At 74.3% G+C, this 21,399-nt stretch carries 21 protein-coding genes; 17 read left to right on the top strand and 4 right to left on the bottom strand.

Features of this window, described 5'->3' with window-relative positions; all coding sequences use genetic code 11:
* The first annotated feature begins 15 nt into the window (after positions 1-15).
* The 5 genes from ACGFI1_RS29065 (at position 16) to ACGFI1_RS29045 (ending at position 5,253) form a co-directional block, all read left to right on the top strand.
* Entirely contained in the window at positions 16-789 is a 774-nt protein-coding gene (locus ACGFI1_RS29065) for a hypothetical protein (protein WP_392789732.1), read from the top strand.
* A 130-nt stretch (positions 790-919) separates the two neighbouring features.
* Entirely contained in the window at positions 920-1,924 is a 1,005-nt protein-coding gene (locus ACGFI1_RS29060; protein ID WP_392789730.1) for a hypothetical protein, read from the top strand.
* A gap of 74 nt (positions 1,925-1,998) precedes the next feature.
* Positions 1,999-2,985 (top strand): WxL protein peptidoglycan domain-containing protein, encoded by a 987-nt coding sequence (locus ACGFI1_RS29055; protein ID WP_392789728.1) that lies wholly within the window; start codon positions 1,999-2,001, stop codon positions 2,983-2,985.
* Positions 2,982-4,142 carry a hypothetical protein gene (locus tag ACGFI1_RS29050; RefSeq protein WP_392789726.1) on the top strand — a complete coding sequence of 387 codons (1,161 nt, stop codon included), beginning with the start codon at positions 2,982-2,984 and terminating at the stop codon, positions 4,140-4,142. Before ACGFI1_RS29055 ends, ACGFI1_RS29050 begins: the two co-directional genes overlap by 4 nt.
* A gap of 61 nt (positions 4,143-4,203) precedes the next feature.
* Entirely contained in the window at positions 4,204-5,253 is a 1,050-nt protein-coding gene (locus tag ACGFI1_RS29045) for an NAD(P)-dependent alcohol dehydrogenase (RefSeq protein ID WP_392789724.1), read from the top strand.
* An 18-nt stretch (positions 5,254-5,271) separates the two neighbouring features.
* On the opposite strand, the gene ACGFI1_RS29040 is transcribed toward ACGFI1_RS29045, so the two are convergent.
* On the bottom strand, positions 5,272-5,772 hold the full coding sequence (locus tag ACGFI1_RS29040) for a cyclic nucleotide-binding domain-containing protein (protein ID WP_392789722.1): 501 nt from the start codon (positions 5,770-5,772) through the stop codon (positions 5,272-5,274).
* 204 nt (positions 5,773-5,976) lie between these two features.
* On the opposite strand from ACGFI1_RS29040, the gene ACGFI1_RS29035 reads away from it, so the two are divergent.
* Together ACGFI1_RS29035 and ACGFI1_RS29030 are read left to right on the top strand one after the other, a co-directional pair.
* Positions 5,977-6,648 (top strand): response regulator transcription factor, encoded by a 672-nt coding sequence (locus ACGFI1_RS29035; protein ID WP_301176873.1) that lies wholly within the window; start codon positions 5,977-5,979, stop codon positions 6,646-6,648.
* A gap of 148 nt (positions 6,649-6,796) precedes the next feature.
* Positions 6,797-9,409, top strand: coding sequence for a cation-translocating P-type ATPase (locus tag ACGFI1_RS29030; RefSeq protein ID WP_392789719.1), 2,613 nt, complete (start codon positions 6,797-6,799; stop codon positions 9,407-9,409).
* Positions 9,410-9,432: 23 nt separating this feature from the next.
* Here the strand turns inward: ACGFI1_RS29030 and ACGFI1_RS29025 are convergent, their stop codons facing one another.
* Genes ACGFI1_RS29025 through ACGFI1_RS29015 form a run of 3 tightly spaced genes read right to left on the bottom strand, consistent with a single transcriptional unit; the run spans position 9,433 to position 11,617 of the window.
* Positions 9,433-9,816, bottom strand: coding sequence for a putative zinc-binding protein (locus tag ACGFI1_RS29025; protein WP_301176875.1), 384 nt, complete (start codon positions 9,814-9,816; stop codon positions 9,433-9,435).
* 41 nt (positions 9,817-9,857) lie between these two features.
* A complete protein-coding gene (locus ACGFI1_RS29020; RefSeq protein WP_392789716.1) occupies positions 9,858-10,292 on the bottom strand; it encodes a hypothetical protein in 435 nt (144 codons plus the stop codon).
* Positions 10,289-11,617 carry a multicopper oxidase domain-containing protein gene (locus tag ACGFI1_RS29015; RefSeq protein ID WP_392789714.1) on the bottom strand — a complete coding sequence of 443 codons (1,329 nt, stop codon included), beginning with the start codon at positions 11,615-11,617 and terminating at the stop codon, positions 10,289-10,291. The genes ACGFI1_RS29020 and ACGFI1_RS29015 overlap by 4 nt, the downstream gene beginning before the upstream one ends.
* Before the next feature lie 197 nt (positions 11,618-11,814).
* On the opposite strand from ACGFI1_RS29015, the gene ACGFI1_RS29010 reads away from it, so the two are divergent.
* The 10 genes from ACGFI1_RS29010 to ACGFI1_RS28965 all read left to right on the top strand — a co-directional run bounded on the left by ACGFI1_RS29010 (position 11,815) and on the right by ACGFI1_RS28965 (position 21,382).
* Complete coding sequence (locus ACGFI1_RS29010) at positions 11,815-12,783, top strand: Acg family FMN-binding oxidoreductase (protein ID WP_392789711.1); 969 nt, start codon at positions 11,815-11,817, stop codon at positions 12,781-12,783.
* 23 nt (positions 12,784-12,806) lie between these two features.
* Positions 12,807-12,932, top strand: a complete 126-nt coding sequence (locus tag ACGFI1_RS29005) for a hypothetical protein (RefSeq protein ID WP_386875119.1) — start codon at positions 12,807-12,809, stop codon at positions 12,930-12,932.
* Positions 12,925-14,343, top strand: coding sequence for a nitronate monooxygenase (locus tag ACGFI1_RS29000; RefSeq protein ID WP_392789709.1), 1,419 nt, complete (start codon positions 12,925-12,927; stop codon positions 14,341-14,343). Before ACGFI1_RS29005 ends, ACGFI1_RS29000 begins: the two co-directional genes overlap by 8 nt.
* Complete coding sequence (locus tag ACGFI1_RS28995) at positions 14,340-15,536, top strand: TIGR04053 family radical SAM/SPASM domain-containing protein (RefSeq protein WP_392733769.1); 1,197 nt, start codon at positions 14,340-14,342, stop codon at positions 15,534-15,536. Before ACGFI1_RS29000 ends, ACGFI1_RS28995 begins: the two co-directional genes overlap by 4 nt.
* A 61-nt stretch (positions 15,537-15,597) precedes the next feature.
* Positions 15,598-15,951 (top strand): PRC-barrel domain-containing protein, encoded by a 354-nt coding sequence (locus ACGFI1_RS28990; protein ID WP_138637449.1) that lies wholly within the window; start codon positions 15,598-15,600, stop codon positions 15,949-15,951.
* A gap of 31 nt (positions 15,952-15,982) precedes the next feature.
* A complete protein-coding gene (locus ACGFI1_RS28985; RefSeq protein ID WP_171069063.1) occupies positions 15,983-16,153 on the top strand; it encodes a hypothetical protein in 171 nt (56 codons plus the stop codon).
* 169 nt (positions 16,154-16,322) lie between these two features.
* Positions 16,323-17,453 carry a multiple monosaccharide ABC transporter substrate-binding protein gene (gene chvE / locus ACGFI1_RS28980; RefSeq protein WP_240807746.1) on the top strand — a complete coding sequence of 377 codons (1,131 nt, stop codon included), beginning with the start codon at positions 16,323-16,325 and terminating at the stop codon, positions 17,451-17,453.
* 64 nt (positions 17,454-17,517) lie between these two features.
* Positions 17,518-19,086, top strand: a complete 1,569-nt coding sequence (gene mmsA, locus ACGFI1_RS28975; RefSeq protein WP_364552464.1) for a multiple monosaccharide ABC transporter ATP-binding protein — start codon at positions 17,518-17,520, stop codon at positions 19,084-19,086.
* Positions 19,083-20,324 (top strand): multiple monosaccharide ABC transporter permease, encoded by a 1,242-nt coding sequence (gene mmsB / locus ACGFI1_RS28970; RefSeq protein ID WP_138637447.1) that lies wholly within the window; start codon positions 19,083-19,085, stop codon positions 20,322-20,324. The genes mmsA and mmsB overlap by 4 nt, the downstream gene beginning before the upstream one ends.
* Before the next feature lie 44 nt (positions 20,325-20,368).
* Positions 20,369-21,382, top strand: a complete 1,014-nt coding sequence (locus ACGFI1_RS28965) for a LacI family DNA-binding transcriptional regulator (protein WP_392789705.1) — start codon at positions 20,369-20,371, stop codon at positions 21,380-21,382.
* Positions 21,383-21,399 lie beyond the last annotated feature (17 nt).

Genomic DNA, 21,399 nt, shown 5'->3' with positions numbered 1-21,399 from the left:
CAGGAGTCGTCAGTCGTGAGCCGGTGTCAGCGCATCCTCGGTCCGGTCGTCGCGGTCGCCGCGGCGGGCTTCGGCCTCGTCGCCGTCGCGCCGCCCGCGCACGCGGCGTCGCTGCGCGTCTCGCCGACGGCGAACCTCGCCCCAGGCGGCCAGTCGGTGACGGTCTCCGGCTCCGGCTTCGACGCCGCCCGCAACAACGGGTTCGGTGTGTACGTGGTCTTCGGGCCGCGCCGGGCCGACTTCCACCGCAACGCCAACGCGTTCGCGTCGGCGGTGTGGGTGCACCGGGGCGGCAGCGGCGGCGGGCAGGCCCGGATGTCCGCCGCCGGGACGTTCACGGTCACGCTCACCGCGAAGGCGAAGTACACCGACGGCGACGGGCGCGCCGTGGACTGCGTCGCGACCGGCTGCTACGTGATGGCCTTCGCCGCCCACGGCGTGCCCGACCGCAGCCAGGACGCCTTCGTCCCGGTGTCGTTCCGCGGCTCCCGCTCCTCCGGCGGGACTTCCCCGGGCGGGACGACCTCGGGCGGCGCCTCCGGCCCGGCCGCCGCGCCGAGCGGCCGGACGACCGCGGCCCCGAACGCGACGGCGGGCACGGCCGCTCCCCCCGCCGCCGGGGCGGCGCCGCAGGCGTCCCCGGCCGGATCGGCGACGCCGCTCGCCGTCGAGCCGTACCGCGTGACGGCCGCCGGCGCGCCCGCGCAGTCGCCGTGGCCGTTCTGGCTCGCGGTCGGCGCCGTCGGCGTCGCCGCGCTCGCGGTGCGGCGCCTCGTCCGCCGCCGCTGACCCCCGCTCCGCCGAACCCGCTCCACCGAACCCGCTCCACCGAACCCGCCTCCGCCGTGCCGCCCGGCCCGGCGGCCACCCGTCTCCGGCGCGCTCCCGCGCCGGTGTCCCCTCCCCGCTAGGAGAATCCATGAGATCCACCCTCGGCCGGACGTCGCGCCGGACCGCCGTCCTCGGCGCGACCGCCGTGCTCGGGCTCGGCCTCGCGGCGGCGCCCGCGCTCGCCGCCGGGCCGTCCACCACCGTGACGCCGACGACCGGCGCCGATCCCGCGGGCCAGGACATCCGCGTCACCGGCAGCGGGTTCGACCCGGACAAGAACAACGGCTTCGGCGTGTACATGGCGTTCGGCCCGAAGAAGGGCGCCGACTGGTACCTGAACGCCAACGCGTTCCAGGCCACCAAGTGGGTGCACAAGAACGCGTCCGGCAGCGCCGGGCAGGCCAAGATGAACGCCGACGGCACCTTCGACCTCACCCTGGCCGGCGTCAAGGCCCAGTACACCGACGGCGACGGCAACAAGGTCGACTGCCTCACCACGCAGTGCTACATCCTGACCCTCGCCGCCCACGGGTCGCCCGACCGCAGCCAGGACACCGCGATCCCGGTCACCTTCACCGGCGGCGAGAACCCCGACCCGGACCCGGGCGGCGGGGACCCCGGCCCCGGTGAGCCGGGCGGCGGCACGGGCGACCAGCGCATCACCGCCAACGTCACCCGGACCGGCGCGCTCAGCATGTCGATGGCCGGCACCGACGTGGCGCTGACCGACGCCGCGCCCGGCGGCAGCGCCACCGGCGCGCTGCACACGGCCACCGTCACCGACGCGCGCGGCACCGACGCGGGCTGGAACCTCGTCGGCCAGATGAGCGACCTGTCCTCGGCCGAGGGCGGCACCATCCCGGCCGCGAACCTGGCGTGGACGCCGAGCGCCGCGGTCGTCGAGGACGGCTCCGGCGCCGCCGTCGCCCCCGGACCGCAGGTCCGCGGGCTGAACACGGCGCAGACCCTGGCCACGTCCGCGGCCGGGGCCAGCGGCGGCGTCTTCGAGGCCGGCGCCGGGCTCGACCTGCTCGTCCCGGCCGGCGTCACCCCCGGTTCGTACACCGGCACGCTCACGCTGACCCTGTCCTGACCCGTCCCGGTGGCGCCGCGCCCGCCGCGGCGCCACCCCGGCCCCGGCCGCCGACCCCCCTCGCGGAGCCCACCATGACCAGCAAGGCCGCCCTCGCGGGCGGTGCCGTCCTGACGGCCGTCCTCCTCATCCCGCCCGCGCCGGCCGCGGCCGCCCCTGGCGACCCGGCCGCCCCGGGCGATCCGGGCGGCATGGCCTGGGCGGTGCGGCCCGCCGGGCCGAAGGGCCCCAGCGGGCGCGACTACTTCGTCTACTCGGTCTCGCCCGGGCAGACCGTCCGGGACAAGGTGTCGATCTCCAACCTGAGCGACCGCACCCGGACGTTCCGGGTGTACGCCACCGACGCGTTCAACACCGCCGACGGCTCGTTCGGCCTGCTCACCGCCGACCGGACCCCGACCGGCGTCGGGACGTGGGTGACGATCGAGCGCGGCTCGTACACGGTCAAGGCGGGCAGGACGGTGCAGGTGCCGTTCACGCTCAAGGTGCCGCACGACGCCACGCCGGGCGACCACGGCGGCGGCATCGTCGCGTCCGTCACCCAGCAGCAGACCACCGCGCGGGGGCAGCGCGTCAACGTCGACCGGCGGGTGGCGGCGCGCGTCTACCTGCGGGCCGCCGGGACGCTCGCGCCCGCCCTCCAGGTCACCGCGCTGCGCACCGGGTACGACGCCCCGCTCGTCGGCAACGGCCGGATGGACGTCACCTACACCGTCCGCAACACCGGGAACCTGCGGATGACCGCGCTGGCCAGGATCGGCGCGCAGGGGCCGTTCGGGCTGCCGCTCGGTGAGCAGGTCTCCCGCAGCATCCCCGAGCTGCTGCCCGGCAGCAGCTACACCTTCACCGAGCGGATCGGCGGCGTACCCCCGGCGGGGCGGCTGGCCGCCTCGGTCAGGCTGTCGCCCACCGACCCGCAGAGCGGCAGGCCGGTCGCCGCCCGCCCGGTCGCGCGCAAGGCGTCCCTCTGGCACGTCCCGTGGCTCGTCGCGGGGGCCGCCGCCGTGCTCGCCGCCGGAGCCGTGTACGCGCGGCGCCGCCGTCCGGGGAGCGCCCGATGAGGACGCTCAGGCTCGCGGCCGTCCTCGCCGCCGCGGCGGCGACCCCGCTGCTCGCCTCCCCCGCCCACGCGGAACCCGCGATCGACCTCGACCGGACGTCGGTCGAGCCGGGCCAGACCGTGACCGTGCGCCTGACCGGCTTCGCGCCGGGCAACCTCCTCGTCGAGCTGTGCGGCAACCAGGCACGGCGCGGCACCGCCGACTGCGCGGTGGCGTCGTCGGCCAACACCTACACGGGCGAGGGCAAGGCCACCGCCGTCATGCTCAACGTCGCCAAGCCGCCGGTCGGCTGCCCCTGCGTCATCGCGGTGCGGCCCGTCACCGGCGGCGCGCCCCGGACGGTCCCGATCACGGTGGCGGGCGTTCCGACGCTGTCGGCCGCCGAACGTCCCGCCGCGTCCACCGCCGGCGGCACCCGCCGCCTGTCGGCGACCGCCGTCTCCGTGCGCGGCGGCGGCCTCCTGGACGGCTGGCTCGGCGGCGCCGCCGACCGGACCCTCCGCGTCACCCTGCGCAACGAGGGCACCACCGCGCTCACCGACCTTCCGCTCGCGCTGACCATGGGACGCGGGCCCGACCCCGCCGACCTGGTCACCGCGCCCGCGCTGGGCACGCTCGATCCCGGCCAGGAGCGCACGTACGACATCCCGTTCACGCTGGGCGCCCCGGCGTTCGGCCGCTACACCGTGCGCGGCGAGATCGGCGGGCTGGACGAGCCGATCGCGTTCACCGCGCACACCGCCAGCTACCCGTGGGCGCTGCCCCTGCTCGGCGCGCTGCTCGTCCCGCTGCCGTTGCTGACCCGCCGCCGGAGGCCCCGCGCCCGCCCGGCCTCCGTCGTCCGCGACGGCCGGGAGCCGCGCACCATGAACGAGAACGTGGCCGCCAACATCGCCTGGTGGACGCGGGCGCGCGGCCACACGCCCGAAGCGCTGGCCGACGCCCTCACCGTCGCCACCGGCCGCCCCTACACGGCCGCCGACCTGCCCCCGGCCACGTCCGACTGCTCGTTCGACGCGAACACCCTGGAGGCGGCGAGCACGTTCCTCGGCGTCCCGTTGCCCGCCCTGCTGCTCCCCGGCCCGGCCGACGCGGAGCGCGAGAACGCCCGCCTCACCCGCCCCGGCACCGCCCCACCCCCCGACCTGCCCGCTTAGTGCGACGAAGCCCGCATTTCGGGGTATGCGGGGTGGGACGGGGCGTTTCTTGGGAGGGATCATGCGGGCACTTCGGTTGCTGGAGTGGAAGTCCGATCCGGAGCTGGTCGAGGTCGCCGAGCCGGAGCCGGGGCCGGGCCAGGTCGTCGTCAAGGTGGGGGGCGCGGGCGCCTGCCATTCGGACCTGCACCTCATGCGCGACTTCGACAGCGCGACCTTGCCGTGGGGTCCGCCGTTCACCCTCGGCCATGAGAACGCCGGGTGGGTGCACGCCCTCGGCGACGGCGTGCGCGGGCTCGACGTGGGGCAGCCGGTCGCGGTGTACGGGCCGTGGGGCTGCGGGATCTGCCCCCGGTGCCAGATCGGCGCGGAGGACTACTGCGAGAACCCGGCCGAGGCGCCGGTGCCCGGAGGCGGCGGCGGGCTCGGGCTCGACGGCGGCATGGCCGAGTACCTGCTGGTCCCCGCCGCGCGGTTCCTCGTGCCGCTGCCGGACGGGCTCGACCCCGTCGCGGCGGCGCCGCTGACCGACGCCGGGCTCACCCCGTACCACGCCGTCCGCCGGTCGTGGGCGAAGCTGCCGCCGGACGCGACCGCCGTCGTGATCGGGACGGGCGGCCTCGGCCACCTGGCGGTGCAGGTCGTCAAGGCCACCACCGCCGCGCGGGTGATCGCCGTCGACACGCGGGAGGAGGCCCGGGAGCGCACGGTGGCGCACGGCGCCGACCTCGCCCTCCCGTCCGACGGCGGCACGGCGGACGCCGTCCGGGAGGCGACCGGCGGGCGCGGCGCGGACGTGGTGCTCGACTTCGTCGGCGTGGACGCGACGCTCGCGACGGCCGCCGCCGCGGCGCGGATGCTCGGCGACGTGACGATCGTCGGCATCGGCGGCGGCACGCTGCCGGTGTCGTTCTTCTCCGTCCCCTACGAGGTGTCGCTGCAGACCACCTACTGGGGGACGCGGCCGGAGCTGGCGGAGGTCCTCGACCTGGCGGCGCGGGGGTTGCTGCGGCCCGACGTCACCCGGTACCCGCTGGACCGGGCGACGGACGCCTACCGCGACATGGAGGCGGGCCGGCTGGAGGGCCGCGCCGTGATCGTGCCCGGCTGACGCGGCCGCGCGGGCGGGTCACGTGTGCGGCGCGGGCGCGGTGGAGGGCGCGGTGGAGTGCGCGGTCGAGACGGCCTCCAGGAGCCGCAGCCGCACCGCCTGGAGCCGGTCGACGGCGAGTTCGGTGAAGCGGCGGGTCAGCTCGTAGCCGAGCGCCGGGTCGACCGCGCACAGGGTGCGCACCAGCCGCCCGTCGAACTCGACGGCCTCGACGCCGGTCACCGCCGTCGCGCCGAAGCGCCACCGGTACGGGTGGAACAGCCAGGACCAGCCGAGCACCGAGCCGGGCCCGGAGGTGTCGACGACGACCGTCCCGCCGCCGGGCGCGCCCAGGTCGAGCGCCGCCTCGCCGTCCCGGATCAGCCAGAACCGCTCGGCGGGCGCCGCCTCGGCGATGATCCGCCGCCCCGCCGGGATCGCCGCGGGCCGGGCCGCGGTCGCCAGCCTCGCCAGGTCGGCGCTGCGCATCCCCCGCAGGAAGGGCTCCCGCGCCAGATCGGCCGCGGTAAGGGTGCTCACGGTTCGCCCCCGATCGTGTGTGGTCCGTCCCCCCCATCCCAACGCAGCGGGTGACCGCCGCCACAGGGCCGAAAGGCCCTTGCCCGCGGGACCTCCGCCGGTCCGGGACCTAGGTCCCGGGGCACCGGGACCTCCAGTGCCCTCCCGCGGGTGCGGGCGCCGGGTAGCGTCCGTAGTGTCAGCGACGAGGCGAAGGACGATGCCATGACCCGCCAGGCCGGCGAGACGATCCGGGTGTTCCTGCTGGACGACCACGAGGTCGTCCGCCGCGGGGTCGCGGCGCTGCTGTCGGCCGAGGACGACATCGAGATCGTCGGCGAGGCCGGCACCGCCGACCACGCACTCGCCCGCATCCCGGCCGCCCGCCCCGACGTCGCCGTCCTTGACGTGCGGCTCCCCGACGGCGACGGCGTATCCGTCTGCCGCGAGATCCGCTCCCAGCTGCCCGACCTGGCCTGCCTCATGCTGACCTCGTTCGACGACGAGGACGCCCTGTTCGAGGCCGTCATGGCGGGCGCCGCCGGCTACGTCCTCAAGCAGATCCACGGCTCCGACCTCGTCGGCGCCGTCCGCACCGTCGCGACCGGCCAGTCCCTCCTGGACCCCCGCTCCACCGCCCGCATGCTCCAGCGGCTGCGCGACCGGCAGGAGAAGCAGGACCCGCTCAAGGCCCTGACCGACCAGGAGCGCCACATCTTCGACCTGATCGGCGAGGGCCTCACCAACCGGCAGATCGGCGAGCGCCTCTTCCTCGCCGAGAAGACCGTCAAGAACTACATCTCCAGCATCTTCGCCAAGCTCGGCATGAGCCGCCGCACTCAGGCCGCCGCGCTCGCCGCCCAGCTCAAGGCCGACCGCCGGGACTCGCGTATTTAGCTGATCTTCTTCCCCGGCTCCGCACGTCCCCCCGGCGGGGCTGCGTCAGCGGCGCGCGCGGGGGCATGAACCGGGAGATCCGCGGGACCCACGCCCCCGCCGCCCTCGTCGGAGGCGGCGCGGGCTCGCGGGCGACAGGAGGTTGGGGATGACGACGGCTCTCGCGCCTTACCGCAGACCCGCCGAGGACGTCGTGCGCGACCTCGGCGGCGACGCGTCCCGCGGGCTGACCGCGGCCGAGGCGGCGGCCCGGCTGGAGCGGGACGGGCCCAACACGCTGCCCGCCGCGCGCGGGCGCGGGCCGCTGCTGCGGTTCCTGCTCCAGTTCAACAGCCCGCTGATCTACGTGCTGCTCGCGGCGGCGGCCGTGACCGCGCTGGTCGGCGAGCACGTGGACGCGCTGGTGATCCTCGGCGTGGTGATCGTGAACGCCGTGGTCGGGTTCGTCCAGGAGTCGCGGGCGGAGCGGGCGCTGACCGCGCTCGCCGCGATGGCGCGGACGACGGCGGTCGCCGTCCGGGACGGCGCGCCGGTCAAGGTCCCCGCGGCGGAGCTGGTGCGCGGCGACCTGGTCGTGCTGGAGGCCGGCGACAAGGTCCCGGCCGACCTGCGGCTGCTGCGCACCGACGAGCTGACCGTGGACGAGTCGGCGCTGACCGGCGAGTCGGCGCCGGTCGCGAAGGACCCGGCGGCGCTGCCGGAGGTCGCGCTCGCCGACCGGGCCGCGATGGCGTTCTCCGGCACGCTGGCGACGGCGGGCCGGGGCGCCGGGCTGGTCGTGGCGACCGGCGCGGACACCGAGCTCGGCGGCATCAACCGGCTGGTGCAGAGCACGGCGGCGGCGCAGACCCCGCTGACCCGCAAGATCGCCCAGTTCAGCCGGGTGGTGACGGTCGCGATCCTGGTGCTGGCCGCCGTCACCTTCGCGATCGGGGTGCTGCGCGGCCGGGGCGCGACGGAGATGCTGACCGCGGCGGTCGCGCTCGCGGTCGGCGCGATCCCCGAGGGCCTGCCCGCCGTCGTGACGATCACGCTGGCGCTCGGCGTCGCCCGGATGGTGCGGCGCGGCGCCATCGTCCGGCACCTGCCCGCCGTGGAGACGCTCGGCGGCACCACCGTCATCTGCACCGACAAGACCGGCACGCTCACCCAGAACCAGATGACCGTCACCGCGGTCAGCGCGGGCGGGCGCGACTACACCCTCACCGGCACCGGCTACGCCCCGCGCGGCACGGTCGAGCTGGACGGCCGCACCATCGACGCCGCCGACCATCCCGCCCTCAGGGAGACGCTGCTCGCGGGGCTCGGCTGCAACGACGCGCGGCTCGCCGAGATCGACGGCGGCTGGCGGATCACCGGCGACCCCACCGAGGGCGCCCTCCTCACCAGCGCCGCCAAGGCCGGGCTCGACCGGGCCCCGGAACGGACGGCGACGCTCCCGTTCAGCTCCGAGCGCCGCTACATGGCGACGCTCCACGAGGGCGGCGTCGTCTACGTCAAAGGGCAGCTCGAACGGGTTCTCCAGCTGTGCGACGACGCCGCCGGCCCCGACGGCGCGCCCGTCCCGCTGGACTCGGACGCCGTCGTCGCCCGCGCCGAGGCGTACGGCGGCGAGGCCCTGCGCGTGCTGGCGTTCGCCCGGGGGCGCGCCGACACCCTGGACGGCCTGCCCCGGCTGACGTTCCTCGGCCTCCAGGCCATGCTCGACCCGCCGCGCGAGGAGGCCGCCGACGCCGTCCGGACCTGCCACGACGCCGGCATCCAGGTCAAGATGATCACCGGTGACCACGCCGCGACCGCCGCCGCCATCGGCGCCCGCGTCGGGCTGGCCGGCGAGGTCATGACCGGCGCCGAGCTGACCGCGGACGTCTCCCCCGAGCGCGTCCAGGCCACCACGGTCTTCGCCCGCGTCTCCCCCGAGCAGAAGCTCCGCCTCGTCCAGGCGCTGCAGGGCTCCGGGCACGTCATCGCGATGACCGGCGACGGCGTCAACGACGCGCCCGCGCTCAAGCAGGCCGACATCGGCGTGGCGATGGGCCGCAGCGGCACCGACGCCGCCAAGGAGTCGGCCGACATGGTGCTGACCGGCGACGACTTCGCCTCCATCGAGCAGGCCGTCGAGGAGGGGCGCGGCGTCTTCGACAACCTGGTGAAGTTCATCGTGTGGGCGCTGCCGTCCAACATCGGGCTCGGCCTCGTCCTCGTCGCGGCGATCGTCGCCGGGACCGCGCTGCCGATCCTGCCGCTCCAGGTGCTGTGGCTGAACATGACCGCGGTGCTCGTCCTCGGCCTGCCGTTCGCCGTCGAGCCGAAGGACGAGCACATCATGCGCCGCCCGCCCCGCGACCCGGGGCTGCCGCTGCTCACCCGCGCGATGACGACGCGGATCCTGCTGGTGTCGGCGATCCTGCTGGCCGGCTCCTTCGGGCTCCAGCACTGGGAACGCGCCCACGGCGCCTCGCCGGAGGTCGCGCAGACGATCGTCGTCAACGTGTTCGCGCTGACGCTGCTGACCTACATGTTCAACTGCCTGTCCCTGGACCGGCCGCTGCTGTGGCGGGGCGTCCGCCGCAACCCGTGGATCGCCCTCAGCGTCGTCGCCCTCGCCTCGCTCCAGGTGCTCTACACCTACACGCCCTTCATGAACGACGTGTTCGGCTCCGCGCCGCTCGGCGCCGCCGCCTGGGCGCGCATCGCGGTCATCGCCGTCATCTCGTACCTGGTGGTGGAGGCGCTGAAGTTCGCCCAGCGGCCCCGCTGACGCGGCGGGGCCCCGTCGGCCGTTCAGGCGTCCGCCGCCCCGACCTCCGTCTCGACCCGCTCGATGAGCGCGCCGAGGACCTCCTCGGCCTGGGCGGGGTCGAAGTCCTCACCGAGGCGCTTGCGGACGCCCGCGTCGCTGAGCCGGTGGTGGACGTCGATGGCCACGCCGTGCCGGGCGAGGCAGCTGCGGGCGCACTCCAGGGCGCAGCCGTCGATCGCGATGACCGGGCGTCCGCTGGTGGCCTTGCGGACCAGGCTCCGCACGTCGCCGCCGACGCCCGCGATGCAGGACATCTCGGCGACGCCGCGGCGGTCGAGCTGGATCGCCAGCCAGTTCGTCATCTGCGCGGCGCTGGAGCAGCCCGAGCACGAGTAGACGAGCGGCAGTTCACGGCGGTCGGGCATGGCTTCTCCACTTGGGTACTGGGCGGCTGGGTACTGGGGGGTTAGGTGCTGGGCAGGGCGGTCGCGATGAGGACGATGCCGACGGAGCCCACGAGCGAGGCGATCGCCATGGCTCGGGCGAAGGACGGGTGCCGGGAGCTGGCCCAGCCGTGCACGCCGGCGACGGCGACGACGGCGGCGAACAGCAGCAGCTTGGCGGCGAGGATGCGGCCGTAGCCGGGCTCGGTGAGCGAGGCCCAGGTGACGCCCTTGTGCCATGCCATCGCCACACCCGTGGTGACCTGCACGGGCAGGAAGATCGCCCCGGTGAAGATGCCGAACCGGCGGCCGACCTCCCGCGCCATCCCGGTGTACTGCTCCGCGGCGAGCTTCCGGCGGGCGAGCGGCAGCAGGACCAGGGAGATGGTGAGCTGCCCGCCCACCCACAGCGCGGCCCCCGAGACGTGCAGGAAGCGGATGACGGACCACCAGGTCATGGGGTCACCTTCAGGATTCCGTGGGCGCCGGATTCGCCGTGTCGCATGTCGTGGTCGACGAAGGGATAGTGGCCCGCTTCGGGGACGACGGTTTCGATGAAGCCGCCTTGGCCGGGGGCCAGGTCGAGGATCTGCGCGCCGCCGGGGTCGTCCTTGCGCAGCAGGTAGGCGCCCTCCTTGTAGAGGGTGTCGAACTGGGCGCCGACGATGTGGAAGGCGGTGCCGGAGGAGGGGCCGGCGTCCACCACCCAGACCCGGACGCGGTCACCGGTGCGGGCGGTGAGCGGGGCGTGGTCGTAGCCGGCGGCGGTGCCGTTGAACATCCACGCGTCCGGACGGCCGTCGCGCATCTTGGCCACCTGCGCCTCCGAGCCTGGCGTGCCCAGGTACAGCTCGCCTTGGACCAGGACGTACTCGCGGTCGGCGCGCGGCAGGCCGGGTGGGTCGATGATGACCGCGCCGTACATGCCGTTGGCGATGTGCTGCAGCATCGGCATCGTCGAGCAGTGATACAGCCACGCCCCGGCATGCTCAGCGGTGAACCGGTACGTCAACCGCTCCCCGGGCTGGATCGTCCGCATGGGCACGTCCGGGGCCAGGCTGCCGGCGTGGAAGTCGATCCCATGCCCCATGGTCGTGTCGTTGACCAGGGTGATCACGAACACGTCCCCGACCTTGCCGCGCAGCGCCGGGCCGGGGACGCTCCCGCCGAACGTCCACATCGTCTGCCGCACGCCCGGCGCCACCTCCAGCACACGGTCGGTGGCACGCAACTCCACCCGATGCTCCTTCGCCCCCGGAGCAGGCTTGAGCGAGGCGTCATACGGCTTCCAACCCGCCGACGGTTGGGCCGATAGGTCGAGTTGGCCGGTGCCCATCGCCAGATGGCTCATCGACGGCGCGTGCGTCTCGTGCGTGCCGGTCGTCTTGATCTGCATCGTCATGCCAGCGGCCCGATGGCCCGCAACGGTGCACCAGCCGTCAACCGTCCCCTTCAACGGCGACAGCGTCAGCGTCGCCGACTCTCCCCGGTCGAGCATCGGTGTGGCCTGACCCGACGCCAAACGCAGGTCATGCTGCATCGCGTCCTTGTTGGTCACGCGCAACACCAACCGCGTCCCCGGCGCGGCCTCGATCGTCCCCGGCCGGATCCGCATGTTCGCCAACGTCACGTCCACCACACGCGTCCCCGACGCGGTGACGGTCCGGGCGGGCGGCTCGGTCCGGCCGCTCGTCGCGAACACCACCGCGAGGGCGGTCAGAAGGCAGCCGACCAGCACACCGGCGACCGGCGGCGAAGGCCGGACGCCCCGCGAAAGGATCACGGCTCCCACCCTCCACGCCCGTGCGCGCGGCGCGAGAGGGCCCAAGGTCCCGCCGGCGCGGACCGAAGGGCCCGCCGTGCGGCGGCCCGCGGACGAACCGTCCTTGGTCCCCTCCCGCGCGGGACCTTCGGCCCTGGGGCCCCCGCACCCGCGCCGAAAGCCTGGGAGTGCACAGCGCCGGCACGTGGAGGTGCGTCATGCCCCATCCGTTCGCGACGCACGTCGTGGTGCGCCGACTGGTCACCGCGGCCGTCGCGGCGCCGTCGGTGCACAACACCCAGCCCTGGCTCTTCCGGCTCGACCGGGACGCGTCGGTCCTGGAACTGCACGCGGACCCGGACCGCGCGCTGCCGGTCATGGACCCGGGCGGCCGGGCCCTGCACATCAGCTGCGGCGCCGCCCTGCTCAACCTGCGGCTGGCGATCCGGTCGACCGGGCACCGCCCGCTGGTCGAGCGGTTCCCCGACCCCGGACGCCACCCCGCGCTGCTGGCGTCCGTCCGGGCGGTGGACGCGACGATGCCGTCACCGGGCCAGTCCGAGCTGTACGCGACCATCCCGTTCCGGCGCACCAACCGCGGCCCGTTCGGCAAGCGGCGGGTACCGCAGGTCGTCCGCGACGAGCTGGTGGCCGCCGCCCAGGAGGAGGGGGCGATGCTCGCCCTCCCCGGCCCGCAGACCACGGCGTACCTGCTCAGCCTGATCGCCGCGGCGGACGCGCGGCTCACCGCCGACCCCGCCTACCGCGCCGAGCTCGCGAGCTGGACGCCGGGCCGCACCCGCGGCGACGGCGTCCCCTGGTACGCCTTCGGGCCGCGGCCGAGCGGGCGGGGGCTGCCGCTGCGCGACTTCGGCCTGTCCGGGCCGGCCGCCGGGCGGACGCCCGACGACTTCGCCGCGCGGCCGCAGCTCGGCGTCCTGCTCACCCGCGGCGACGGCCCCCGGGACTGGCTGCTGGCCGGGCAGGCCCTGCAGCGGGTCCTGCTCACCGCCGCGCGGCGCGGCGTGTCGGCGTCGCTGCTCACCCAGCTCCTGGACGGGCGCGGCGCCGCGACGTCCGGGCCCCGCCCGCACGGGCACATCCAGGCGGTCATCCGGTTCGGCTACGGGCAGCCCGTGCCCGGCACGCCGCGCCGGCCGTTCCCGGAAGTCCTGGAACGCGTCTGATCCGCGACCGAGAAAGGCGAACGATGCCCACACTCGTCCACGAGTTCACCGCGGTGTTCCGTGCGGAGCACCGCGGTGTCCGCGACCTGCTGCTCGACCTGGTGGAGGCGTTCCGGCCGCGCGACACCGAGCGGGCCCGGAATGTCTGAGCCGGCTCCGCCCCGCATCATCCAGGGCGGCATGGGCGCGGGCGTCTCGGGGTGGCGGCTGGCGCGCGCCGTCGCGCGGACCGGGCAGCTCGGCGTGGTGTCCGGGGTCGCGCTGGACGCCCTCCTCGCGCGCGGTCTGCAGACCGGGGACGAGGGCGGCCACCTGCGCCGCGCGCTCGCGCACCTGCCGCTGCCGGGGGTGGCCGAGCGGGTGCTGGAGCGCTACTTCGTGCCCGGCGGGATCGAGCCGGGGCAGCGGTTCCGGCCGGTGCCGAAGCTCGGCCTGCGGCCGAACCGGACCCGCGACGAGCTGACCGTCGCGGGGAACTTCGCCGAGGTGTGGCTCGCCAAGGAGGGGCACGGCGGCCCGGTCGGCGTCAACTACCTGGAGAAGATCCAGCTCGCCACCCCGGCCGCCGCGTACGGGGCGATGCTGGCGGGCGCGGACTACGTGCTGATGGGCGCGGGCATCCCGAGCGAGATCCCCGCGCTGCTGGACGCGCTGGCCGCCGGGTCGCCGGGGAAGGTCACGGTGGACGTCCTCGGCGCCGACGAGGGCCGCCCGTTCGCGTTCGACCCGGCGACGCTGGCCGCGCCGGGGACGGAGGCGGCCCGGCCGCGGTTCCTGGCGATCGTGTCGTCGCCCGTTCTCGCGCTGTACCTGCACCGGTCGCCCGCGACCCGCCCGGACGGGTTCGTGCTGGAGTCGGCGGTCGCGGGCGGGCACAGCGCCCCGCCGCGCGGGCGGCTGCAGCTCGACGAGGGCGGCGAGCCGGTCTACGGGAAGCGGGACCGGATCGACCCCGCGAAGGTCGCCGCGCTCGGCCTGCCGTTCTGGCTCGCGGGCGGGCACGCCCGGCCCGGCGCGCCCGACGAGGCGCGCTCCGCCGGCGCGGCGGGCGTCCAGGCGGGCAGCGTGTTCGCGCTGTCCCGGGAGTCCGGCCTCGACCCGGAGCTGCGGCGCCGGCTGATCGGGCGGGCGCTGGACGGCACGCTCCGGGTGCGCAACGACCCGCGCGCGTCCTCGACCGGGTTCCCGTTCAAGATCGCCGAGCTGCCGGGCACGCTGTCCGAACCGGACGTCTACTCAGCGCGCCCCCGGCTGTGCGACCTCAGCTACCTGCGGACGCCCTACCTCAAGGCGGACGGGGCGGTCGGCTACCGCTGCCCCGCCGAACCCGTCGACGCCTACGTCCGCAAGGGCGGCGACGCCGAGGACACCGCCGGGCGCCGCTGCCTGTGCAACGGGCTCGTCGCGAACACCGGCCGCGGCCAGCACCGGCCGGACGGCTACGCCGAGCCGCCGCTGCTCACCCTCGGCCAGGACCTCGGCTTCCTGCCGGGCCTCGTCCGGGCGGCCGGAGCCGACTACTCCGCCGCCGACGCCGTCGACTACCTGCTCGGCCGATGAAGCAGATCCGCGTGCCCCGCCACGACCCCGCCGACCGGCCGTTCATCGTGATCTGGGAGGCCACCCGGGCGTGCCCGCTGGCCTGCCGGCACTGCCGCGCCGAGGCCCGGCCCGACCGCGACCCCGGCGAGCTGACCACGGCCGAGGCATGCGGCCTGATGGAGCAGGTCGCCTCGTTCGGGCACCCGCCGCCGGTGTTCGTCATCACCGGCGGGGACCCGTTCCAGCGCCCCGACCTGTTCGACCTCGTCCGGCACGGGACCCGGCTCGGGCTGCCGGTCGCGGTCTCCCCGTCCGGCACGCCGACGCTCACCGAGGCGGGCCTCACCGGGCTGCGGGACGCGGGCGCGCGGGCGATCTCGCTGAGCCTGGACGGGTCGACCGCGCGGATCCACGACGCCTTCCGGGCCACGCCCGGCGTCTACGGCTGGACGCTGGACGCCTGGCGCGCCGCCCGCGACCTCGGCCTGAAGGTGCAGATCAACACCACCGTCGCCGGGCACAACCTCACCGACCTGCCGGAGATCGTCCGGCTGGTGCGGGAGATGGGCGCGCTGACGTGGAGCGCGTTCCTGCTCGTCCCGACCGGGCGCGGGAGGCTGCTGCCGGGGCTCGACCCGCACCGGGTGGAGGACGTCCTCAACTTCGTCTACGACGCGGGCGCCCACATCCCGGCCCGCACCACCGAGGCCCACCACTTCCGCCGGATCGCCGTCCAGCGGGAGATCCTGGCGCGGCACGGCGCCGACCACGCGGCCGTGCTGGGGCTGGGTCCGCTGTACGAGTCGCTGCGGCGGCGCCTGGCCGAGCTGGACCTGCCGGTGCGGCGCGCCCGGCGCCCGCCCATGGACGTCGGTTCGGCGCGCGGGTTCGTGTTCGTCTCGCACCGGGGAACCGTCCATCCGAGCGGCTTCCTGCCCGCCGCGGCGGGCGACGTCCGGCGGGAGCCGCTGCCCGCGATCTACCGCGACTCGCCGCTGTTCACCGGCCTGCGCGACACCGCCAACCTGACGGGGAAGTGCGGTGCCTGCGAGTTCCGGACGGTCTGCGGCGGCTCCCGCTCGCGGGCCCTCGCGGTGTCCGGCGACCCCTACGCGGCGGAGCCCTGGTGCTCCTACGAGCCCGGTTCGTTCCCCTACCGGGACGACCTCGCCGCCCACGGCCTCCCGATGCCGGGACCGCGGCGGACATAACCGCCGTGAGCTGGGTAGATGTCCTGTAAAGGCATCCGATCCAGAAGGCTGGGCAAGGGACATGTTCCAAGTCGAGGACATCCGGGAGTGGCGCGGCCGGCCCGTGGTCGACGAGTCCGGGAGCAAGGTCGGTGAGCTGGAGGCCGTCTACGTCGACACGCTCACCGACCAGCCGGCCTTCGCCACCGTCAAGACGGGCCTGCCGACGCGGCAGCGGCTGGTGTTCGCGCCGCTCGACGGGGCGACGCTCGGGCCGGACCACGTCCGGATCGCCCACCCGAAGAAGCAGATCAAGAACGCGCCCGCGATCGCCACCGACGGCGAGCTGCTCGCCGCCGACGAGGGCGCGGTCTTCGCCCACTACGAGCTGGCCTACCGGGCCGCGCCGGACGAGCGCCGCCTCGCGCGCCGCTGAGCGCCGGTCCGCGTCCAGGAGGGATCGCACCGTGGCCCTGTTCCTGTTCATCCTGCTCGTCGCGGTGGCGCTGGGCATCGTCGGCGTCGTCGTGAAGGGCCTGTTCTACCTGCTGATCATCGGGATCGTGCTGTTCCTGGTCAACCTGGTGCTGGTCGGGCTCCGGATGGGGCACCGGCGCGGCTCGCGCCTCACCCGCTAGCGGAGACACCCCTGCTCCGGAGCGCCGCCGCGCTTTCGCGCGGCGGCGAATGTTTGCGTTAACAACAACCGGGTCACGGTTGTGACGCGGCCCACGGGGGGCTCTTGACATGGCAGTGTGACCGGTAACACTGTGTCCGGGACACCGGCACCACCCCCGAGGTGAGACGTTGAAGCACAGGAAGCTCGTCAGCCTGGCGCTGGGCCTCGGCCTCGCGCTCGGCATGACCGCGTGCGGCTCGACAGAGAAGACCGTCGACAAGGAGAAGGCCGACAAGAAGCCGGCGGCGGGCGCCCTCGTCGGCGTCACCATGCCGACCCGCTCGTCCGAGCGCTGGATCCACGACGGCGACAACCTGAAGAAGCAGCTGGAGCAGCTCGGCTACAAGGTCGACCTCCAGTACGCCGAGAACGACATCCCCACCCAGGCCAACCAGATCGACAACCAGATCACCAAGGGCGCCCGGCTGCTGGTGATCGCGTCCATCGACGGCACCGCGCTCACCACGCAGCTGCAGAAGGCGGCCGACAAGGGCGTCCCGGTCATCTCCTACGACCGGCTGATCCGCAACTCCCCGAACGTCGACTACTACGCCACCTTCGACAACTACAAGGTCGGCGTCCTGCAGGCGACGTCCCTGCTCATCGGTCTCGGGCTGAAGAAGGCGGACGGCTCCGAGGGCACCGCCAAGGGCCCGTTCAACATCGAGGTCTTCGCCGGCTCGCCCGACGACAACAACTCCTCCTACTTCTACAACGGCGCCATGGACACCCTGAAGCCGTACATCGACCGCAAGGCCCTCGTCGTCAAGAGCGGCCAGACCGACTTCAAGACGATCGCCACGCTGCGCTGGGAGGCGGAGCGCGCGCAGAAGCGCATGGAGGACCTCCTCACCCGCCACTACGGCGGCGGGACGAAGGTGAACGGCGTCCTGTCCCCCTATGACGGCCTGTCGATCGGCATCCTGTCGGCGCTGAAGTCCAACGGCTACGGGACGCCCGGCCAGCCGTACCCGGTCGTGACCGGCCAGGACGCCGAGGTCGCCTCGGTCAAGTCGATCATCGCGGGCGAGCAGTACTCGACCGTCTACAAGGACACCCGGCAGCTCGCCGCGGTCACCGTGAAGATGGCGGACGCCGTGCTGAAGGGCGGCAAGCCCGAGGTGAACAACGTCAAGGACTACGACAACGGCGTGAAGGTCGTGCCGTCCTACCTGCTCAACCCGGTCGTCGTGAACAAGGGCAACTACAAGAAGGAGCTCATCGACACCGGCTACTACACCGAGGCCCAACTGGGGTGACGGCGGGGCGGGCGCCCCCCGGCACCTCCCCCGGGGCGGCGCCCGCCCGTCCGCGAGGAGGACCATGACCGACGCGATACTGCGGATGCGCGGCATCACCAAGACCTTCCCCGCGGTCACCGCGCTCCAGGACGTGAACCTGGAGGTGCGGCGCGGCGAGATCCACGCGATCTGCGGCGAGAACGGGGCCGGGAAGTCGACGCTGATGAAGGTGCTGTCCGGGGTGTACCCGCACGGCGACTACACCGGCGAGATCGAGTTCGACGGCGCGGCCTGCCGGTTCTCCGGCATCCGCGACAGCGAGCAGCACGGGATCGTCATCATCCACCAGGAGCTGGCGCTCAGCCCGTACCTGTCGATCGCCGAGAACATCTACCTCGGCAACGAGCGCCGCGGACGGTTCGGGCTCATCGACTGGAACCGGACGAACGCCGACGCGGCCCGGCTGCTGGAGCGGGTCGGCCTGCACGAGAACCCGGTGACGCCGGCGATGGACCTCGGCGTCGGCAAGCAGCAGCTCGTCGAGATCGCCAAGGCGCTGTCGAAGCGGGTGAAACTGCTCATCCTGGACGAGCCGACCGCCGCGCTGAACGACGCCGACTCCGCGCACCTGCTCGACCTGCTGCGCGGGCTGCGCGACGAGGGCATCACCTGCGTGATCATCTCCCACAAGCTGAACGAGATCCGCGCGATCGCCGACTCCACCACGATCCTGCGGGACGGCCGCACGATCGAGACGCTCGACATGCGCGGCGACGTGTCCGAGGACCGCATCATCGCCGGGATGGTCGGCCGCGACCTGCGGCACCGGTTCCCCGACCGCGTCCCCGACATCGGCGGCGAGGTGCTGCGGATCGAGGACTGGACCGTCCACTCCCCCACCCAGCACGGCCGGGTCGTGGTGGACCGCGCCTCCCTCACGCTGCGCCGCGGCGAGATCGTCGGGCTCGCGGGCCTGATGGGCGCGGGCCGCACCGAGCTCGCGATGAGCGTGTTCGGCCGCAGCTACGGCACCGGGATCAGCGGCCGGATCTACAAGAACGGCGCGGAGATCTCGGTCCGCACGGTCACCGACGCGATCCGGCACGGGCTCGCCTACGCGACCGAGGACCGCAAGACCTACGGCCTCAACCTCATCGAGGACGTCAAGCGGAACATCTCCGCCGCCGGGCTCCGCGGCCTGGCGCGGGCCGGCTGGGTGGACGCCGGCCGCGAGTACGCGACCGCCGAGCGGTTCCGCACCGAGATGAACATCAAGACGCCGAGCGTCCTCACCCCGGCCGGGCAGCTGAGCGGCGGCAACCAGCAGAAGGTCGTCCTGTCCAAGTGGATCTTCACGGACGCGGACGTGCTGATCCTGGACGAGCCCACCCGCGGCATCGACGTCGGCGCCAAGTACGAGATCTACTCGATCATCAACCGGCTGGCCGACCAGGGCCGCGCGGTACTGGTGATCTCGTCCGAGCTGCCGGAGCTGATCGGGATCTGCGACCGCCTGTACGCGATGGCGGAGGGCCGCATCACCGGCGAGGTCACCCGCGCGGAGGCCACCCCGGAACGGCTCATGCAGTTCATGACCCGGCAGACGCAACAGACAGGCCAGACCCAGCAGACCGAGGAGACCAGAGCATGAGCAGCGTCGCGTCGGCCGGCAAGGCCGTGGCTCCGCCGCCGGCGGAGCGGCCGAAGCCGGGCCGGAGCCTGCCGGTCAACCTCCGGCAGAGCGGGATCTACATCGCGTTCGCCCTGATCGTGGCGCTGTTCGCGGTGCTCACCGACGGGCAGCTGCTGTCCCCGCAGAACATCTCCAACATCATCGTGCAGAACTCCTACATCCTGATCCTGGCCATCGGGATGATCCTGATCATCATCGGCGGGCACATCGACCTGTCGGTGGGGTCGGTGGTCGCGGTGACGGGCGCGATCGCGGCGGTGCTGATGGTCGAGCACGACGTGCCGTGGCCGCTCGCGATCCTGCTGACGCTGCTCGCCGGCGCGGCGATCGGCGCGTGGCAGGGGTACTGGATCGCCTACTTCGAGATCCCGGCGTTCATCGTGACGCTGGCCGGGATGCTGGTGTTCCGGGCGCTGACCCTCACCATCCTCGGCAACCAGGGCATCGGGCCGTTCCCCGACGAGGTGCGGACGATCGCGAACGGCTTCCTGTCCGGCTACCTCGGCAACATCGGGCTCGGGCCGCTCGGCGGCGCCGACCTGTTCACGCTGCTGGTCGCGCTGGCCCTGGTCGGCGGGTACGTGGCGCTCGGGTGGCGGAACCGGCAGGGCCGCATCGGCTACGGGCAGCAGGTCGAGCCGCTCACCGTGTTCGCGCTGCGCAACGCCCTCGCCGTCGTGGTCGTCATGTTCATGGCCGTGCAGCTCGCCCGGTTCAAGAACATGCCGTGGGTGCTCGTCCTGCTGGGCGTGCTCGTGCTCGGCTCCACGCTGGTGATGAACCGGGCCGTGTTCGGCCGGCACGTGTACGCGCTCGGCGGCAACCCGCTCGCGGCGCGGCTGTCCGGCATCAAGGTGAAGTCGGTGTCGTTCTGGCTGTTCGTCAACATGGGCGTGCTGTCGGCCGTCGCCGGGATCGTGTTCGCGGGACGGCTCAACCAGGCGGGCCCGACGGCCGGGAACATGTTCGAGCTGGACGCGATCGCGGCGGCGTTCATCGGGGGCGCGGCCGTGCAGGGCGGGGTCGGCAAGGTGGTCGGCGCGATCACCGGCGGCCTGATCATGGGCGTGATCAACAACGGCATGTCGCTGCTCGGCGCGCCGAGCGAGCGGGTCATGCTGATCAAGGGCCTGGTGCTGCTGGCGGCGGTCGCGTTCGACATCTGGGCGAAGCGGCGCGCCGGGACGTCGCGCTGAGCGGGCCGTCCGGGGACGGCGGACGCGGTAGGTTCCGAGGTGACATGACCGCCACGCCACCACCGGCCCGGCCCGGGCTCCGCGACGTCGCCCGGCTCGCCGGGGTCTCCCACCAGACCGTGTCGCGGGTGTTCAAGAACCATCCGATGGTGAGCCCGAAGACCCGCGACCGGGTGCTCGCCGCCGCCGCGCAGCTGGACTTCCGGCCCAACGCGGCGGCGCGGGCCCTCGCCACCGGCCGGTCCCGGACGCTCGGCGTCGTCAGCTTCGACACCGCGCTGTTCGGCCCCGCGTCGATCATCGCGGCGATCGAGCGGACCGCCCGCGCCGCCGAGTTCTTCACCAGCGTCGCGAGCCTGGAGTCGCCCGGCCACGGCGCGGTCGCGGGGGCGGTCGACCGGTTCCGCGACCAGGGCGTGGACGGCATCATCATGATCCCCGGGCACGTCCCGCCGGACGAGGCGCTGCGGCACCTGCCCGGCGACCTGCCGACGGTGCTGCTCGGGCCGCCGGCCGCCGTGCCGACGGTGTCCGGCGACCACTACATGGCGCCGCGGGAGGCGACCCGGTACCTGCTCGGCCTCGGGCACCGGACCGTCCACCACCTGCCGGGCCCGGACGACTGGTCGGAGGCGACCGAGCGCACCCGCGGCTGGCGGGACGCGCTGACCGAGGCGGGCGCCGCCGTGCCCGACTGCGCGCCCGGCGACTGGAGCGCCCGGTCCGGCTACGAGCGGGGCCGGGTGCTCGCCGCCGACCCGGGCGTCACGGCGGTGTTCGCGGCCAACGACCAGATCGCGCTCGGGCTGCTGTGGGCGATCCACGAGAGCGGGCGCCGGGTCCCGGACGACGTCAGCGTCATCGGGTTCGACGACATCCCGGAGGCGGCGTTCCTCACCCCGCCGCTCACCACCGTCCGGCAGGACTTCACCGCCCTCGGCCGGCACTGCGTGGAGCTGCTGATCGCGCAGCTGACCGGCGGCGGCGCCGGGCCGGAGGAGCCGCGGCTGGTGCCGAGCCGGCTGATCGTCCGGCGCAGCACCGGCCCAGCCCGCTGACCCGGCGAGCCGGGGGC

This window comes from Actinomadura geliboluensis (assembly GCF_043197915.1).
GTDB lineage: Bacteria > Actinomycetota > Actinomycetes > Streptosporangiales > Streptosporangiaceae > Spirillospora > Spirillospora geliboluensis.
The sequence above is the reverse complement of the archived record's forward strand: the minus strand, read 5'-3'. Positions and strand labels throughout refer to the sequence as shown.

Coding starts and splice junctions, on each gene's coding strand:
- ACGFI1_RS29010 (WP_392789711.1), top strand. CDS start 11,815: ATGCCCCATCCGTTCGCGACGCACGTCGTGGTGCGCCGACTGGTCACC.
- ACGFI1_RS29055 (WP_392789728.1), top strand. CDS start 1,999: ATGACCAGCAAGGCCGCCCTCGCGGGCGGTGCCGTCCTGACGGCCGTC.
- ACGFI1_RS29030 (WP_392789719.1), top strand. CDS start 6,797: ATGACGACGGCTCTCGCGCCTTACCGCAGACCCGCCGAGGACGTCGTG.
- ACGFI1_RS29060 (WP_392789730.1), top strand. CDS start 920: ATGAGATCCACCCTCGGCCGGACGTCGCGCCGGACCGCCGTCCTCGGC.
- ACGFI1_RS28965 (WP_392789705.1), top strand. CDS start 20,369: ATGACCGCCACGCCACCACCGGCCCGGCCCGGGCTCCGCGACGTCGCC.
- ACGFI1_RS28995 (WP_392733769.1), top strand. CDS start 14,340: ATGAAGCAGATCCGCGTGCCCCGCCACGACCCCGCCGACCGGCCGTTC.
- ACGFI1_RS29000 (WP_392789709.1), top strand. CDS start 12,925: ATGTCTGAGCCGGCTCCGCCCCGCATCATCCAGGGCGGCATGGGCGCG.
- ACGFI1_RS29045 (WP_392789724.1), top strand. CDS start 4,204: ATGCGGGCACTTCGGTTGCTGGAGTGGAAGTCCGATCCGGAGCTGGTC.
- ACGFI1_RS29050 (WP_392789726.1), top strand. CDS start 2,982: ATGAGGACGCTCAGGCTCGCGGCCGTCCTCGCCGCCGCGGCGGCGACC.
- ACGFI1_RS28990 (WP_138637449.1), top strand. CDS start 15,598: ATGTTCCAAGTCGAGGACATCCGGGAGTGGCGCGGCCGGCCCGTGGTC.
- mmsA (WP_364552464.1), top strand. CDS start 17,518: ATGACCGACGCGATACTGCGGATGCGCGGCATCACCAAGACCTTCCCC.
- ACGFI1_RS29020 (WP_392789716.1), bottom strand. CDS start 10,292: ATGACCTGGTGGTCCGTCATCCGCTTCCTGCACGTCTCGGGGGCCGCG.
- ACGFI1_RS29025 (WP_301176875.1), bottom strand. CDS start 9,816: ATGCCCGACCGCCGTGAACTGCCGCTCGTCTACTCGTGCTCGGGCTGC.
- ACGFI1_RS29035 (WP_301176873.1), top strand. CDS start 5,977: ATGACCCGCCAGGCCGGCGAGACGATCCGGGTGTTCCTGCTGGACGAC.
- ACGFI1_RS29005 (WP_386875119.1), top strand. CDS start 12,807: ATGCCCACACTCGTCCACGAGTTCACCGCGGTGTTCCGTGCGGAGCAC.
- mmsB (WP_138637447.1), top strand. CDS start 19,083: ATGAGCAGCGTCGCGTCGGCCGGCAAGGCCGTGGCTCCGCCGCCGGCG.